This is a genomic window from Curtobacterium pomorum (assembly GCF_044497295.1).
Classification (GTDB): Bacteria; Actinomycetota; Actinomycetes; order Actinomycetales; family Microbacteriaceae; genus Curtobacterium.
Genome location: NZ_CP172409.1, coordinates 721,944 through 736,601, shown reverse-complemented (window position 1 = coordinate 736,601; position 14,658 = coordinate 721,944). Strand labels below are relative to the sequence as shown.

Sequence of the window (14,658 nt, the reverse complement as noted above, 5' to 3'; positions counted from 1 at the left end):
GTTCGCGGGTGCAGGATCAGTGCGGAGCGTTGTCATGGGCCAAGCCTGCGCGAATCCTGCCTCTGGTAGTACCGGGAACCTCTTGGCGGGGCACAATCGTTGGTTGTGGCACTACGGCGACTCACGGACCGAACGCTCGACCTCGACACACTCGACGTGCTCGCGCGCGTCGCCGAGACCGGCTCCCTCTCCGCTGCCGCTGGAGCGCTCGGCGTCACGCAACAGGCGGTGTCTGCTCGGATCCGGGTCGCCGAGCGCATGGTCGGTCACTTGTTAGTGCACCGCTTGACCACGGGGTCGGTGCTGACCGAGACCGGTCGTCTGGTCGTCGGGCTGGCCGGACCGGTCCTCGACGCGTCTCGCCACCTCGAGGCAGGAGTGGCTGCGCTGCGGGCTCCCACGGGTTCGCTCGTCGTCGCAGCGTCACAGACGATCGCGGAGCTGCTGCTGCCGGGCTGGCTGCTCGAATTCCGACGCCGTGAACCAGACGTAGAGGTGCGTCTTATCGCGGGCAACTCCGCATCGGTGACGGACCTCGTGCAGTCGGGTGGCGCGAACCTCGGGTTCACGGAAACCCCGGTGACGGCGGCCGGTGTGTCCGCGCAGGTGATCGCGGACGATGAGCTCGCGGTCGTCGTTGCGCCGGACCATCCCTGGGCTCGGTCGACCGGGATCACTGCGGAGGTCCTGGCGGCGACGGCTCTGCTCCTGCGAGAAGAAGGTTCCGGGACTCGCGCGACCCTCGCCGCATGGCTCAGGGCAGCTGGTTTGGACATGTCGGTTCCGGCCGCGGTGCTGGAGACCACGAGCATCATCCGGGCGAACGCGCAGGCTGGAATTGCACCGGCGGTGATGAGCCTTCGCACGGTCGCCGCCGACATCAACGATGGGACGCTGGTGCGGGTCCCGCTCTCTGGGCCGCCACTTGCCCGGCCGTTGCGGGCGATCTGGTCGGGAGAGCCCCAGCCAGCTGGTTCTGCTTTCCTGCGCGTCGCCCACGAGGTGGCCGGTCGGGGTCAGCGCAGCCCGTAGGACAGCTCCGGATTGTTCTCCGCGATCTCGGTGAGCCGGTTGTACTTCGCGACGCGTTCTCCGCGGGCGGATGCGCCGGACTTGATCTGTCCGGTTCCGGTGCCGACGACGAGGTCCGCGATGAACGTGTCGCTGGTCTCCCCGGACCGGTGCGACACCATGCTCCGCATCCCGAGCGAGCGTGCGACGCCGATCGCGTCGAGGGTCTGGGAGACGGTGCCGATCTGGTTCGGCTTGATGAGCGCCGCGTTCGAGAGCCCGTCCTTGCCGCCGTCGCGGATGCGCTGCGGATCGGTGACGTAGAGATCATCGCCGACGATCTGGAGCTTGTCGCCGAGCGCGAACGACATCGCCTTCCAGCCGCCGTGGTCATCTTCGGAGAAGCCGTCTTCGATGCTCCGGATCGGATACCGGCTGATGAGGCCGCGGTAGTAGTCGACCATGCCTGCGCGGTCGAGCCGGCGGTCCACGACCCGGTAGCTACCGTCACCGAGCGCGAACTCGTTCGCCGCCGGGTCGAGTGCGATCGCGACGGTGTCGACTCCGGGCTCGTAGCCAGCGGCACTGATCGCGGCGACGAGGAGGTCGAGGGCCTCCTCGGGCGCGGCGATCGATGGGGCGAAGCCGCCTTCGTCACCGAGACCGAGACTGCCGAACCGTTCCCGGACCAGTGCCGCCAGTGCGTGGTAGACGTCCGACCCGATCCGAACCGCGTCGGTCATGGTCTCGGCGTTCACCGGGGCGATCATGAACTCCTGGAAGTCGAGCGCGTTCGCTGCGTGTGCTCCGCCGTTGAGCACGTTGAAGTGCGGGACGGGCAGGCGGGGCGTGCTGCCGGTGACGTCTGCGATCCACCGCCAGAGCGGCAGCTCCGCTGCGGCGGCGAGAGCGCGTGCCATCGCGATCGAGGTCGCGACGACACTGTTCGCGCCGAGCCGGCGGTAATTCGGGGTGCCGTCGAGGGCGGCGAGGGCGGCGTCGACTTGCCCGATCGAGGTCCACGACTGGCCGGTGATCATCGGTGCGACGTCCGTCGTGATGAGGTGCAGTGCCTGGCTCACGTCGCGGCCGCCGTAGCTGCTGCCGCCGTCGCGGAGCTCGACGGCCTCATGCGCGCCAGTGGATGCGCCTGCGGGGGCGTCACCGGTGACGACGGTGCCGTCCTCGAGCTCGAGACGCACCTGGATCGTTGGGTAGCCGCGGGAGTCGAGGATCCGGGAGCCGTGCAGACTGCTGATGGTGACGGGGCGGCTGGTGTGGGTCACGTACTCGCCCTGATGGTGAATGGTGTGGTGGACGTTGCTGATGTAGTCGTTCATGGCGGTTGTCGCCTTTCGGGTTGGTCGTGCGGGTGTGGGCCGCGGGGAGGCGGAGGGACGACCTCCTGGCGATCACTGGGCGCCAGTTGCCTCCCCACGGCGGTTCAGGGCGCGCACTGGATGGTGCGCGGGTGCCGGTCAGGGGTGCGGGGTGAACCGTTCCTGTGCGGAGCGGATGATGGCTTCGGCGTCGACACGGTTCGCCCACCCGTTGGTGGTGACGTGCTTGCCGTGCTCGATCTCCTTGTAGTGGGCGAAGAAGTGCTCGATCTCCGCCAGGACCGGCTCGGCGACGTCGGTGATGTCCTGGACGTGGTCGAAGCGGACGTCTCCGGCGGGGACGGTGAGGATCTTGTCATCGCCGCCGTTCTCGTCGACCATGCGGAGCATCCCGACCGGGCGGACGTCGATGACGACGCCGGGGAACGTGGGCCGGGGCAGCAGCACGAGCGCGTCGAGGGGGTCGCCGTCATCGCCGAGAGTGTCGTCGATCGAGCCGTAGTCCTGCGGGAACACCATGCTGGTGAACACCGCCCGGTCCAGGCGGATCCGTTCGGTGGTGTGGTCGACCTCGTACTTGTTGCCGCTGCCGCGGGGGATCTCGATCGTGATGTCGAAGTGCATGAGCTGTTCTTCTCCCAGTCGGATGGTCAAGTGAGGGTGCCGAGGGTGACGCCCCCGGCGGCTGCGGCGACGGAGACGACGAGCATCCCGAGCCCGTTCACGGCAGCCGCGGTGGTGCGGCCGGTGCGTGCGAGGCGGACGGTCTCGAAGCTGGCGGTGCTGAACGTGGTGTAGCCACCCATGAGCCCTGTTCCGAGCACCGCGACGGGGGTAGCACCGAGGTGACCGGCGGCGCCGGTGATCAAGCCCAGCAGGAACGAGCCGGTGATGTTGATCGTCAGCGTCCCGACCGGGAGCCGGAACTGCCGACCCCGGTTGATCGCACCATCCACGAAGAACCGTGCGGCCGCGCCGACACCGCCAGCGACAGCGACGCTGAGGAAGGCCAGGGCGCTCATGATGTGGCTCCGTTCGGTCGGACCAAGCCCGCGATCGCGAGGCCGCTACCGGTGGCGATCGCGCCGGCGAGGACCGTCAGGAGCCCGTACCCGGTGCCGGCCAACCCGCGGCCGGTGAGGAACAACACCGCGGTGCTGGTCGCGAGGGTGCTGTAGGTGGTGAACCCGCCGAGGACACCGGTTCCCAGAAGCAGGCGCAGTGTCCGGCGGCGACCCTCGTCAGGTCCGCGATGCGCGAGGTGTTCCAGCAGCACACCGAGGAGGAGCGCGCCGGCGATGTTGATCCAGAAGATCGCCCAGGACACTCCGTGCTGAGCGGGGAACGCGGTGCTGAGTCCGTCGCGTGCGGCGGTACCGATGGCGCCGCCGAGTGCGACGACACCGAGGTACCGCCACCGCAGATGCACTGGCCGGGCGATACGTTCCGGGTCATTGGCGTCAATGTCCGGGTCTGGCGGGAGCTGCCCATCGGGCAGGTCCGTGTCCGTTCGGGAGGTCATGTTCCACCTTCCGCAGCGACCGCTGCCGCTGCTGCTCGTGCTGCCGGATGCAGGTACTCCCCACCCCGCGGACAGAACCCACCGTCGCCGTCGAACCGGTAGATCAGGGGTTCGCCCGTGGGGAGGTTCAGGTCCGCGAGCTCACCGTCAGTCAGGCCGTCCATGCAGGCACACAGTGCCCGCAGCGAGTTGCCGTGCGCGACGACGAGCACTGTCTGCCCGTCGCGGAGTGCCGGGGTGATGCGGTCCGACAGGACGGGTTGGACCCGGCGGATGACGTCGGAGAGTGTTTCGGTTCGACGAACTGCCGCCCACGGCAGTCCACGAAGCGCCGGCGTCCGTCGGAGCGCCAGCCACGCGCGGATCGACATGCGTGGCGGCCGACCCGTGCGGGTCCGGCGAACAGCGAAGAACTGCTCCGCCCCCAACGCCGCTTGCGCATTCTGCTTGGACATGCCGGTGAGGGCGCCGTAGTTCCGCTCGTTCAACCGCCACGTCGACTCGATCGGCGCATCACGTCCGACGACGTCGGTGACGAGCTCCGCCGTGTGGAACGCCCGCTCGAGCGTCGACGTGAGCACGAGGTCCGGACTGAAGCCGGCGCGGAGCAGCAGCGACCCTGCCCGGGTCGCTTCGGCGACACCTCGTTCGGTCAGCGCGACGTCCCGCAACCCGGTGAAGGTGCCGGCAGCGTTTGCGGTGCTCTGCCCGTGGCGGAGCAGAACAAGCTGGCCGGTCACGGGGTGGCCCAGGGCAATGGGGCGTCGAACCCGACCGGATCAACCGGCACCACGAGCACCGGACGGTGCTGTTGATGGGTCAGCCGTACCGCGACCGACCCCGTGAAGAACTCCGCGATTCGACCCGCTCCCGTCCTGGCCCCGACGACCAGCATCGCCGCGTCGCGGTCTTCGGCCACCTGCGACAGTGCCCGGCTCGGATCCCCGACACCCGGGACGAACGTGACGTCGACGCCGTAGGTCGTTGCGGCAGCACGTACTGCCGCCTTGTCACTGTCCGACAAGCCCTGCGGTGTCGTGTCAGCGGTGTCAGGGTCGATCGGTTCCACCATCACCGACCCGTCCGAGCGCGTACCGGCATCGAAGAGCGATGCATCCACGCTGACGCACACCAGCGTCGTACCGAAGCGCCGCGCGATAGACGACGCAACCTCGATGACCCCCGGAGCGAGGCCGGGCAGGACGCCGACGACGACCGGTCCGGAACCGATTGGTGCTGTCATGACACTCCCTACCTCAGGCGCGCAGAAGCGCGCCCAGCTGAGATAGGGACTGTTGTCGACAACTGTCGAGGTTGGGTCCGGCAAGCCCCACTACCGGGTCCGAAGACACCACCAGTATGCACCCGAACCCCAAGTCACGCGGGCCGTCTCGCGCACCCGCGACGTCCCGACACCGAAGGAAGCGATTCCGACGACACGGAGCGAAGCTGCCCACAGTGAGCTGCCGTTCAGAACCGCCTGTCTCGTAGCGAAACTCAGTTCCGAAATCTGCGTCCGCTCCGACCCCTATTTGGTCGAGTTTCGCTACATCCTTCACACGGGTCACGTCTTCCGATAGGCGCGTGCGTCCGCACTGATCAGGACACGTCGCCGGGCGATCCGGCGGTGGCAGGTCAGCTACGGGACAAGCGAAGCTACCCACACCGGGAGATATCGTCAGCACGGTGAGCGCCGCATCATTACCCCCGGGAGCACTGGCCTCGTGACGGCTTGAACCTCTCCTAACGTGAGCGAAGGCCCGGCCGTCGGTGCCGCTTGCCGTACCGACCGAATCTGACGTGCTCGAGGTGATCTTGAACACCGCACTCGGCACCTTTCCGCTCTGCGCCGGCACCTGGTTGTTGGCCCCTCGCACTCCCGAACGCGAAGCGCGGCCGGTAGGGGACCTCGGGGGCGAGTCAGCCGAGATCAACGTCCGTATACCCAGACGGGATGCTCATTTCCGCCTTTGAGTAAGGCGAGTAGGGCGTGTACGGCGTGTACGGCGTGTACGGCGTGTAGGGGGTGTAAGGGGTGTAGTACGACGGTGGAGTCGTCCTCTTCAGAAGTCGGTCTCCAACGAGCGTGCCGAGGTAGTTCATCGCCGCGACTCCGCAGACGTCGTCGTTGTCCCACGCCAGCCAGCCGAGCCACTCTGCTTCAGGGCTCCACAAATGAATGTCGGACTCGCTCGTCCGGAAGGCGATCCAGCGACCGTGCGAGTCAAAGTAGTAGAGCGTCATCTGGTTCTCCCTCAGGGCTGACTAGCAGTGCGGACAAACTAGCCGCGACCCCCGACGTCGACGTCACCCCGATCGCAGGCGCCCGACTCGAGTCGCCCTGGTCTGAGGCGTACCTCTGTCGCACCTTGGTCGTCCGAGACCTTTGGCACTGCACGCAGGCGCACGAACTCCGAGCGGCGAACGAAGGTCTTGCTGACCCGCCGTCGAGGTAGCCCGTCCGTACTGCCAAACATCGTGTCCACATCCGTATTTCAGACACGTTAAGTGGCAGTCGGACAAGTTAGCTGGCGGACGACACGCGGTTCGCGGTTCGCGGTTCGCGAGAACATCCCCCAAATCGTCACCGTGATGGTGCTGCGGGGGCGTGCGACGACGGACTGTTCGGGGGTGGTTACAAAGAGGAGACGATGTCAGCCATCAGTAGCTCATCACGAAGACCGTATAACTCGCCCCGGCCCTGACCGGAATGTTGCAGCACCTCGTCGAGGATCGACGCAACATCCCGAACCATGAGAGCCTCCACCTGTCTCGTCCCTAACCGACGGAACAAGGGGGACTTCTCTAGCCCAGCCGGCGACGAGATGGCGGCAACTAAGCAGACATGACCGAACTGCCCGGCATTCGCCACCAACTCTTTCCGAGGCGCAATGTGGGCGCACCACCTGACGAAAGCACATGCGGGGCACAATTCGGCCTGCCGGATCACCGGGATCCAAATGGTGTCAGCGGAGGAAGTCGAAACTCGAAGGCCGTCCCCGGGGTCCGCAAGCACATCGCCGACTCGTAGGGCCTCAAGGCTCGCGTACGTCAATCCTCCGACTGCTCCGATCAGAAGCAACGCCCGGGCGCGGTCCTTCTCTGCTCCCTTGAGAGAGAACTCGATAGCCTCGAGCACAGCTTCAAGCGCGCGCACCGCCCGGAAGGACTGACACTCCGCCTTGCGGTCTCGGTACCGGATGAGGGTGGAGAGAACGGCCGGCACCGGCGGAGCAAGTCTTACTCGCGGAAGGTCTGCTTCCACGTGTTTTGCATCGATGACACCGATCCAACTTTGAAGTCGACCAGGCGAATGAGCGAGTGCGCCTGAGTCATCGATTTCCCGGGACCGATCGAGTAGATAACTTGCAACAACCGGGCCCGAGGCGGGCAACGAGCTGATCCCGCGCCGTGCACACCACGCTTCGAAATCCGCCCAGGGGTTCGGGGTACGTCGACGTCGAGGCTCGGGGCCGAGGGCGAAGGTCCTGGGTGCTCCAGTGAACGGCCCAGACGCCGGCGCGGGTAGGTAGGGCAGGAACCTCATGATGTCGATCCGATCATCGGGTCATCGTCCGCCTTGCAGATGGTCAGTCTCACTGGAAGGGACCATCTCCGAGGCGGAGAGACCATCTAGCTGGGACACCGACATCACGCCACAAAGCGTTCCCAGCCACAGGCGAACCGCGAGAACATCCCGTGGAACGCCACCGTGATGGTGTTGAGCTCCACGAAGCTCCCGTGCTCACTCAAGGTGGAAGTGGCTCCGGCCGAGAACGGACTAGCGCGTCAGTGGTGCAACAAGTCGGATGCACGCCGTTGACCTACTTCCGCTTCGTCTTCGAACGGCCTGCCCTTCGGGCAAGGCGATGGCAGTCTTTGCAGCCGACCGAGCCCTCCGCCACATGATTGTCGGGGCGTTCCTGGAAGTCCCCATGGAGCGGGCAGATCACCGTGACGTAAGTCTTCTGGTCGATGAAGACGACCTTCGCGTAGTCGTACTTGTCGCCGTGCCGGTTGGTTGCACATTGGATGAAACGCTGCGTGCGCAACTCCTGGTTGGCGTTGCGGAAGCCCTTGCAGTCCCGGCATCCCTGGCCACGCTGCGGGCCCCAGGGCGTTTCGCGGACTCGGCGGTGCTCGCGCGGGGTTTGCTCGAAGGGCCCGTGGTCGGGGCAGATGATGGTGACCTTGGTATCGCCGTTGACGTAGCTGCGTTCGACGTGCGCGTAGTCGTATCGGCCTTTGTGCAGCTTCGTCGCGAAGTCGATGAACTCGGCGGCTCGTTCTTCACGGGTGGCGGTGCGGTAGTCCAAGGGGCCCTCCAGGAGTCGTAGTCCTGGAGCTATGCCGGCACGCCCGAACCAGCCGGGAAAGGCGCCGAGCACCCGTCCCTCGAGACCTGGTCGATCTTCTTCTCGGCGTTCCTTACGTCAGGGTGAGGCCGTCAGGCATAGCCGTGGCATGCCTTCGCTCCCTGCCGCCGTTCGAGCGGCGCTCCGCTCACCGAGTTCAACCGAGCACCTTGTCATGCCGAACCAGGAGTCTGTCGCGTCCGCGACCGCCCTGGGGCGACCGATGGGCGCCGCCTTCGGTCGTCCGTTCCCACGTCAAGGTCCCGTCGAGCACTGCTCGCACATCCAATGTTGGGAACGCGAGCCGCTCAGCCTCGGGGACTCAACGCTCGGGGCCAGAAGCTCGAACGCAGACAAGGGGACTCTTGTCGCGCAGCTTCGCCCGGAGCCCCTTCACGCGATGCGGAAGTATCGGAGCCAGTCGGTTCCCGCCGACAGGTGGGCCAGCATCGAGCCGTTCGTACTGGACGCTGTCGCACTCGTCGCGCCCGCGTGCGCGTACCTTGCTGAACGGCTCATGGTCGCGGTGACTCCATACGTCGACTGGGTCGTGCACGTCAACGGGATGCAGAAGGTCGCCAACGTGTTCCACCCGGTGCTGATCCGCCGGTACATCTCCCGCGACGACCTCAACCTCAAGGACAAGACACGCCGCGATTACCGGTCCTTCCTGCTCCGGATCTCGGAGGTCGTCCTCCCCCACGAAGGTCCGATCGAGTTTGCGCCGTTGAACGGGCAGTCCGTCACAGCCCCGTACACCGACCTCGAACTGAACCTGCTCGAGTCCTGGGCGCGGGGGCAGTCAACGGCACTGCGACGTCGAGGTGCTGGCGCGGTCCTTGCCCTAGGTGCAGGTGCTGGGCTGGACCCGTGGGAGATGCAGCACCTTCGACGCAGCGACGTGCACGTTGACCGTGACGGAGCGCTCGTCAACGTACAGGGCGGAACGCCGAGGTTGGTGCCCGTGCTCGAACGATGGGAGCAGCTCCTCATCGACTCCCTCACGGACGTGCCGGACAACGCATGGGTACTCGGCGGGTCGAACAAGAAAACGACCTACAACTTCGTCACACCGTTCATCAACCACACCGACTTCGGCAACGAACCGAAGCCAGTCCCGACGCGAATGCGCGCTACCTGGATCACCACGCACCTTGCTGCCGGCACGCACGCCGCCGAACTCATGGCTGCCGGCGGACTGCGCAAGCCCGAGCACTTGGTCACGTCCCTCCGGCACATTCCGACGATGAACGCTTCCGAGCACCGTCGACGGATCCTCGCCGAGGCCCGCGAAGTTCGGTAACGCCTTCAGAGGACACGGAACCGAGCCGCCCGGAGCTGCTGCTCGCGTTCCGGCAGCAGGCGGCCGCGGGCGTGCTGGGCTCGTTGCTGGGCGACCCACCGTCCGATCGTCACCTCCGTCTGGTCGGCCGCGCGACGACGCGGCGGTCGCTGATGATCAGCCCAGAACTGCTGGTGCGCGGCGAGCATCGCGGACCACTGCGCGTCCCGGGGGTTCCAGGCGAACCCCGGCACCGCTTCAAGTCGTCGAACCTGGTACGAGCAGTAGCCACCCGCAGCGCCGACCTGCCGGAAGTAGGTGAGGGCGTCGACGAGGCTCTGCTCGGCGGTGGCAGGGCGCGGACGGGTCGAGTCGGCGCGGGGCATCCGTCCGCGCCTGCCGACGAAGTCGTCAAGGTCGTGCACTCGGTCGATCCAGCGTCGCACGAAAGGTTCGACCTCGACGGCGTCATCGGTGTCGGCCAGGTAGAACGCAACGCCGCGCCGCTGGTCGAGGGTGAGCGTCAGGGCTGGCTGCGCTGCGTGGTCGGCATACTCGCCGTGGAGCGCTGCGAGCGCCGTGGTCGGGGTGGGCATGTGGTCCTCTCCGAGGCCGGCGGTCGGCCTCGGAGGGGGTATGCGCGGAACGGGCGTGATCTTGGAGGACGCGCGGGTCGCAGACGAGCGGGGTCCGCAAACAGGACCAATCCGGCCGCGAAGATCACTACGTTTTCTGAGTCCCCGAAGCAGAGAGCCGCCCGGATCGCATGCACATGGCCAGCGTCACGCGTACGACGCCGACGCTGACGCCGCATGCGCTGGCAAGCGGCGACACGCCCGGGGTGACGCGACCGTTCGCATGCGCGGCAACCCCGGCAGATCCGCGCGGGCATGCGGATCGGACGGCAGCGAGATCAAAATCTGGGACGCGTTCCCACAGCTCATCCCACTTCGCCTGCATAGGCCGGGCATGCCTAGCCAGATCCCCCGGTCACCGCGTCAGTACATCACCGCGATGCTGCGCGCCCTCCTGTCGTTCCTCACGCGCGGAGGAACACCGGTGAAGTACGTTCCGACGTTCGCGGAGGACCGATGGGACGTTGTCCGGGAATTCGTGGTCAGCGCAGTCGCCGAGGCGGCAGCGTCCATTGCTCAGCCCGCCGACCGACTCATCGTCATTGCGGCACCGTTCGTCGACTGGGTCGTTAACGTCAACGGGTACCCGGCGAAGACCGCCGTCGTGTTCCACCCCGTCATCATCCGGCGCTACATCACCCGCACCGACGTCACCTGGTCGGACACCACGCGTCGCACATACCGGTCCTCTCTGATGCGCATGTCCGAGGTCCTCGTCGGCGAGGTGCCGCTGAAGTTCGCACCGACGACTCCGCAGAACACCGCAGCACCCTACGACGACCTAGACCTGCACCTCCTCGAGAGCTGGGCGACGGGCCAGTCGACCGCGGCGCGGCGCCGCAGCGCCGGCGTCGTCCTCGCACTCTGCACTGGAGCGGGGCTCAAAGCGAACGAGCTCCTCCAGACCCGCCGCCGCGACATCCTCGCTGACGCCGGCGGTGTCCTCGTCACTGTCAACCCGGGAGCCCGGACCGTTCCGCTCCTGGCCCGCTTCGAAACGCTCCTGCTCAACTCCATCGCCGAGGTCGAGCCGGAGCACTGGGTGTTCGGATCCCCGAAGCGCGTCAAGCACGGCATCAGCACGCTCACCACGTTTCTCTACGACACCGATCGTGGCAACGAGCCAGACCCCGTCACCACCCGCATGCGGAACACGTGGCTCATCACCCACCTCATCGCCGGCACCAACATGCGTGCCCTGATGACCGCCGCCGGTGTCACGAAGTTCGAGCACCTCGACCAGCTCGTCGCCCACGTTCCCGCGCCCGACACTGCTTCCTACCGTCGTCAGCTCCGTGCGGAGGTCGCACGATGACCGCGCCGAAGCCGAAGCATCACGACTTCGACGACGCCGAACGGTGGATGCAGGACGACTTCGGCATGAAGATGTCGACATACATCCGCATCGGTCAGGCCTTCCCCCTTGAGCTGGCGACGTTCGAGACCGTCCGCCTGTTCGACAGAGCGTGCATTCGAGCGCGCATCGAGCGCTGGAAAGCGGAAGACCGGACATCCGACCGAGGCCGGAAGGCGTTGATGTCGGAGACCTCCGTGCTCATGCTGATGTTCATCACGATGCGAGCTCGGCGGAGCGTCAGCATCCAGCAGATGACGGAAGTCGCGATGTCCCTGACGACGTCACAGCGTGAAGCAATCGGCATCCTGAAGTTCACCCCACACCAGGACACCCTCTACCGCCGCATCTGGGAGGCAATCAAGCGGCTCCGGAAGCTCATCGACCGACACCCCGGCCCTCGCCGCAACACTATGACCGACGCAGAACGCGCGGCGGCCATTGCGGAGCTGCGCGACCCGGTGGAGATGGCGAAGCGCGCAGCCCGCATGCTCGAACTCACGAACCAGCTGATCGAAGGATCTGTCCAGTTCCTCAACCGTGAAGTTCGCCGGCGATTCAAGGGCGCGATTGCCATCGATGCCACATTCGCGGAAGTCTCGGGCAAGCAGAAGAGTGCCAAAAACATCAAGCCGGGCGACAAGGTCTCCACGAACTACGACTGCGGTTGGTACGGCCGCCAGGGCAGCCACGACCCTGACCATGACGGTGGCGATAAGTACGCGTTCGGATGGGAGCTCGAGTACGCGGTCATGACCCGCGACCCGAACGAGACTGAGGCGAGCTATCCCCTGCTCTTTCTCTCGACCAGCGGTCACAAGCCTGGCGCTCTCACAGGGCACGGCTTGTTCCTCTACCAGTCTGCCGTCGAACGCGGTCACCCCATCAAGACCGTTGTCGGCGACCGCGCCTACTTCCCAGGAGCGAAGCCCGAGGACTTGCAGCGCCCTCTCGCGCAAGCAGGCGTCAAGGTCGTCATGGACTACAAGAACGAGGAAGAAGAGCTCGGTCAGCAAGCGTTCTACGCAAGCGCCGATGGCCGGCACAACCTGGTCATGGTCACGGGTAGCTGGCACCTGCGGTTCATGCCAGCCGCCCTCATCGACGCCGAGAAGACCTACCTCGACTACCTCAAGACCATCACGAGCAAGCCCGAGGCCGAGCGTTCCATACTTCGAGACGAAGCCCATGCGCTTCTCCGTCAGCGCCGCAAGGAGCGCTCCCGCTACCGGCTCATCCCCCGTAGCGGTTACGACGCCACCGGCGCGCGCCAGTACTCCTACCCGGAGTTCACCGACCCGAAGGTCTACGACGCAGAGTCCGACACCTGGATCGACGTTGTCATCCCGGGCAAGACCGTGAAAGTCCCTGGGGTTCTCAGCGACAAGAACGGCGACAAGAACCAGAACCACCTCAAGTACGGTCAGGAGTACGAGTACAAGTCCGATGTGTGGCGCGCCTGGTTCGGCAAGCGTAACAACGTCGAGAACGGCAATTCGTGTCTCAAGGACGCGGACCGCGAGGCGCTCGGGGTTCCGATGAAGCGACGCATGCGTGGCCCCTGGATCGTCGAGATGGCCGGCGCCATGGCAGCAGCGAGCGCCAACATCTCCCGCATCATCGACTGGCTCAAGGCCCGCCTCGCTCTCCGTGGGATGAACCGCATGAACCGCTCGAGCGCCGCGCTCTTCGAGCCCGGCCTCGAAAGCCTCACGGTCGAAGAGCACGATCGTCGCAACCCGTTCAACCGACTTGCAGAGATAGAGCAACTCAGACTCATCGCGTAGCGCACTGCTCGCTCCGAACTGAACATCGACCCTCCTGACGGCCGCCCTGGCCGCGGTACCCCCTGCCCGTTTGTCGGGCAGGGGGTGCTGTCGTTGGCACAGAGCACCTTGGGCCAAGGGGTGCAGTCGCATTCGACGTCTCGCAGTTCGTCCCCGGGGTGCTCAATCCGGTTTTCACGGCACCAAGCTCCCCCAGCCGCGAAAAGTCTCAAACCGAACGCCGAAAACTCGGATCACCCCGCAGCTCCGCCTCCAGGATTCGAACCCGGACCTAACGGCACCAAAGGCCGTCGTGCTGCCATTACACCAAGGCGGAACGCACCCGTGGGTGCTCGTCCATCCTCCCATGACCGACGAGGCTGGCCGTCCGCCCCGGGTTCGGCCAAGATGGAGGGATGCCGCACCAGGACGAGGTCGACCGGATCGTCACGGCGTGGGGTCGTGAGCGTGCCGACCTCGACTTCAGCCCGCTCGAGGTGCTGTCCCGCGTGGACCGGCTCGCGCGGCACCTGGACCGCGCCCGGCGAGCGGCGTTCGACGCGGGTGACATGGAGCCGTGGGAGTTCGACGTGCTGTCCGCCCTGCGACGGGCGGGTGAGCCGTACGAGCTGAGCCCGAAGACCCTGCTGCAGCAGACCCTGGTGTCGAGCGGCACCATGACGAACCGTGTTGACCGGCTCACGGCGCGGGGCCTGGTCGGTCGGCGGACGGACCCGAAGGACGGCCGCGGCATCCTCGTGTCCCTGACGACGAAGGGCCGGGTCGCGGTCGACGCCGCCATCGCGGACCTGTTGACGGCGGAGCGGGACATCCTGTCCGGGGTGTCCGACGCCGAGCAGGACCAGTTGGCCGGGCTGCTCCGACGGCTGATCCTCGGCCTCGGCGACTGAGCGGCCCGACCGAGGAGACCCGGCGTAGCCTCCGGCCCATGCACGCGATCACCCTGGCCGTCGCCGATGTCGCACGATCGGCGGAGTTCTACCGCGCACTGCTCGGCATCGACGGGAGCGGCGTCATCGGCACCGAGTTCCCGTCGACGGAGACCCAGGCGGGCGGGACGACGGCGATGTTCACCCTCGACGACGGCCTCATCGTCAGCGTCTACGGGCGGGACGACATGGCGAAGGACTCCGGTGCGGAGCTCGCCACGGCGCCGAGCAGCACGATCGGGCACTTCTGCACCAGCCAGGCAGACGCCGAGGCGTTCCTCGACCGGGCCCGGATCGCCGGCGCCACGATGCTCGCGGCGCCGTACACACGGCCGTGGGGCATGTGGTCCGGCTTCTTCCAGGACCCGGACGGGCACGTGTGGGAGGTCGTCGCGAACCCCGGCGGCGGCGCCCCCGAGGACGCGACGCCAGCGGAGTAGACC

General features: G+C 66.5%; 15 protein-coding genes and 1 tRNA gene. 6 read left to right on the top strand and 10 right to left on the bottom strand.

What is annotated here, in order from left to right; genetic code table 11:
• Positions 1–105 precede the first annotated feature (105 nt).
• Positions 106–1,032 carry a LysR family transcriptional regulator gene (locus ACGH48_RS03575; RefSeq protein WP_092091756.1) on the top strand — a complete coding sequence of 309 codons (927 nt, stop codon included), beginning with the start codon at positions 106–108 and terminating at the stop codon, positions 1,030–1,032.
• On the opposite strand, the gene eno is transcribed toward ACGH48_RS03575, so the two are convergent.
• From eno to ACGH48_RS03535, 8 genes are all read right to left on the bottom strand, one after another.
• Positions 1,017–2,351, bottom strand: coding sequence for a phosphopyruvate hydratase (gene eno, locus ACGH48_RS03570; protein ID WP_092091758.1), 1,335 nt, complete (start codon positions 2,349–2,351; stop codon positions 1,017–1,019). The two genes, ACGH48_RS03575 and eno, sit on opposite strands and share 16 nt — an antisense overlap.
• Positions 2,352–2,489: 138 nt before the next feature.
• Positions 2,490–2,975: an inorganic diphosphatase gene (locus ACGH48_RS03565; protein WP_092091760.1), complete on the bottom strand. Its 486-nt coding sequence runs from the start codon at positions 2,973–2,975 to the stop codon at positions 2,490–2,492.
• Between the two features lie 26 nt (positions 2,976–3,001).
• Positions 3,002–3,373, bottom strand: coding sequence for a CrcB family protein (locus tag ACGH48_RS03560; protein WP_055960823.1), 372 nt, complete (start codon positions 3,371–3,373; stop codon positions 3,002–3,004).
• Positions 3,370–3,780: a CrcB family protein gene (locus tag ACGH48_RS03555; protein ID WP_092091762.1), complete on the bottom strand. Its 411-nt coding sequence runs from the start codon at positions 3,778–3,780 to the stop codon at positions 3,370–3,372. The genes ACGH48_RS03560 and ACGH48_RS03555 overlap by 4 nt, the downstream gene beginning before the upstream one ends.
• Positions 3,781–3,869: 89 nt before the next feature.
• The gene (locus ACGH48_RS03550; RefSeq protein WP_092091764.1) at positions 3,870–4,613 is read right to left on the bottom strand and encodes a 2,3-diphosphoglycerate-dependent phosphoglycerate mutase; all 744 of its coding nucleotides are present in this window, start codon (positions 4,611–4,613) and stop codon (positions 3,870–3,872) included.
• The gene (locus tag ACGH48_RS03545; protein WP_254787296.1) at positions 4,610–5,200 is read right to left on the bottom strand and encodes a universal stress protein; all 591 of its coding nucleotides are present in this window, start codon (positions 5,198–5,200) and stop codon (positions 4,610–4,612) included. The genes ACGH48_RS03550 and ACGH48_RS03545 overlap by 4 nt, the downstream gene beginning before the upstream one ends.
• A gap of 593 nt (positions 5,201–5,793) precedes the next feature.
• Positions 5,794–6,117 carry a hypothetical protein gene (locus ACGH48_RS03540; RefSeq protein WP_396290209.1) on the bottom strand — a complete coding sequence of 108 codons (324 nt, stop codon included), beginning with the start codon at positions 6,115–6,117 and terminating at the stop codon, positions 5,794–5,796.
• 1,580 nt (positions 6,118–7,697) lie between these two features.
• Complete coding sequence (locus ACGH48_RS03535) at positions 7,698–8,189, bottom strand: hypothetical protein (RefSeq protein WP_123654332.1); 492 nt, start codon at positions 8,187–8,189, stop codon at positions 7,698–7,700.
• Between the two features lie 439 nt (positions 8,190–8,628).
• On the opposite strand from ACGH48_RS03535, the gene ACGH48_RS03530 reads away from it, so the two are divergent.
• Positions 8,629–9,531 (top strand): hypothetical protein, encoded by a 903-nt coding sequence (locus tag ACGH48_RS03530; protein WP_396290208.1) that lies wholly within the window; start codon positions 8,629–8,631, stop codon positions 9,529–9,531.
• Between the two features lie 5 nt (positions 9,532–9,536).
• Here the strand turns inward: ACGH48_RS03530 and ACGH48_RS03525 are convergent, their stop codons facing one another.
• On the bottom strand, positions 9,537–10,106 hold the full coding sequence (locus ACGH48_RS03525; protein ID WP_123293718.1) for a helicase associated domain-containing protein: 570 nt from the start codon (positions 10,104–10,106) through the stop codon (positions 9,537–9,539).
• Between the two features lie 262 nt (positions 10,107–10,368).
• Here ACGH48_RS03525 and ACGH48_RS03520 point away from each other — a divergent pair, with 262 nt between their 5' ends.
• Both ACGH48_RS03520 and ACGH48_RS03515 read left to right on the top strand, forming a co-directional pair.
• A complete protein-coding gene (locus ACGH48_RS03520) occupies positions 10,369–11,460 on the top strand; it encodes a hypothetical protein (RefSeq protein WP_396290207.1) in 1,092 nt (363 codons plus the stop codon).
• Positions 11,457–13,286: a hypothetical protein gene (locus ACGH48_RS03515; RefSeq protein WP_123293716.1), complete on the top strand. Its 1,830-nt coding sequence runs from the start codon at positions 11,457–11,459 to the stop codon at positions 13,284–13,286. The genes ACGH48_RS03520 and ACGH48_RS03515 overlap by 4 nt, the downstream gene beginning before the upstream one ends.
• A gap of 244 nt (positions 13,287–13,530) precedes the next feature.
• On the opposite strand, the gene ACGH48_RS03510 is transcribed toward ACGH48_RS03515, so the two are convergent.
• Positions 13,531–13,602: transfer RNA gene (locus tag ACGH48_RS03510), tRNA-Gln, on the bottom strand.
• 79 nt (positions 13,603–13,681) lie between these two features.
• Between ACGH48_RS03510 and ACGH48_RS03505 the strand changes: the two genes are divergently transcribed.
• Together ACGH48_RS03505 and ACGH48_RS03500 are read left to right on the top strand one after the other, a co-directional pair.
• On the top strand, positions 13,682–14,176 hold the full coding sequence (locus ACGH48_RS03505) for a MarR family winged helix-turn-helix transcriptional regulator (protein WP_396290206.1): 495 nt from the start codon (positions 13,682–13,684) through the stop codon (positions 14,174–14,176).
• A gap of 38 nt (positions 14,177–14,214) precedes the next feature.
• Complete coding sequence (locus ACGH48_RS03500) at positions 14,215–14,655, top strand: VOC family protein (RefSeq protein WP_396290205.1); 441 nt, start codon at positions 14,215–14,217, stop codon at positions 14,653–14,655.
• The last annotated feature ends 3 nt before the right edge of the window (positions 14,656–14,658 follow it).

Coding starts and splice junctions, on each gene's coding strand:
- eno (WP_092091758.1), bottom strand. CDS start 2,351: ATGAACGACTACATCAGCAACGTCCACCACACCATTCACCATCAGGGC.
- ACGH48_RS03565 (WP_092091760.1), bottom strand. CDS start 2,975: ATGCACTTCGACATCACGATCGAGATCCCCCGCGGCAGCGGCAACAAG.
- ACGH48_RS03560 (WP_055960823.1), bottom strand. CDS start 3,373: ATGAGCGCCCTGGCCTTCCTCAGCGTCGCTGTCGCTGGCGGTGTCGGC.
- ACGH48_RS03540 (WP_396290209.1), bottom strand. CDS start 6,117: ATGACGCTCTACTACTTTGACTCGCACGGTCGCTGGATCGCCTTCCGG.
- ACGH48_RS03530 (WP_396290208.1), top strand. CDS start 8,629: ATGCGGAAGTATCGGAGCCAGTCGGTTCCCGCCGACAGGTGGGCCAGC.
- ACGH48_RS03525 (WP_123293718.1), bottom strand. CDS start 10,106: ATGCCCACCCCGACCACGGCGCTCGCAGCGCTCCACGGCGAGTATGCC.
- ACGH48_RS03520 (WP_396290207.1), top strand. CDS start 10,369: ATGCGCGGCAACCCCGGCAGATCCGCGCGGGCATGCGGATCGGACGGC.
- ACGH48_RS03515 (WP_123293716.1), top strand. CDS start 11,457: ATGACCGCGCCGAAGCCGAAGCATCACGACTTCGACGACGCCGAACGG.
- ACGH48_RS03505 (WP_396290206.1), top strand. CDS start 13,682: ATGCCGCACCAGGACGAGGTCGACCGGATCGTCACGGCGTGGGGTCGT.
- ACGH48_RS03500 (WP_396290205.1), top strand. CDS start 14,215: ATGCACGCGATCACCCTGGCCGTCGCCGATGTCGCACGATCGGCGGAG.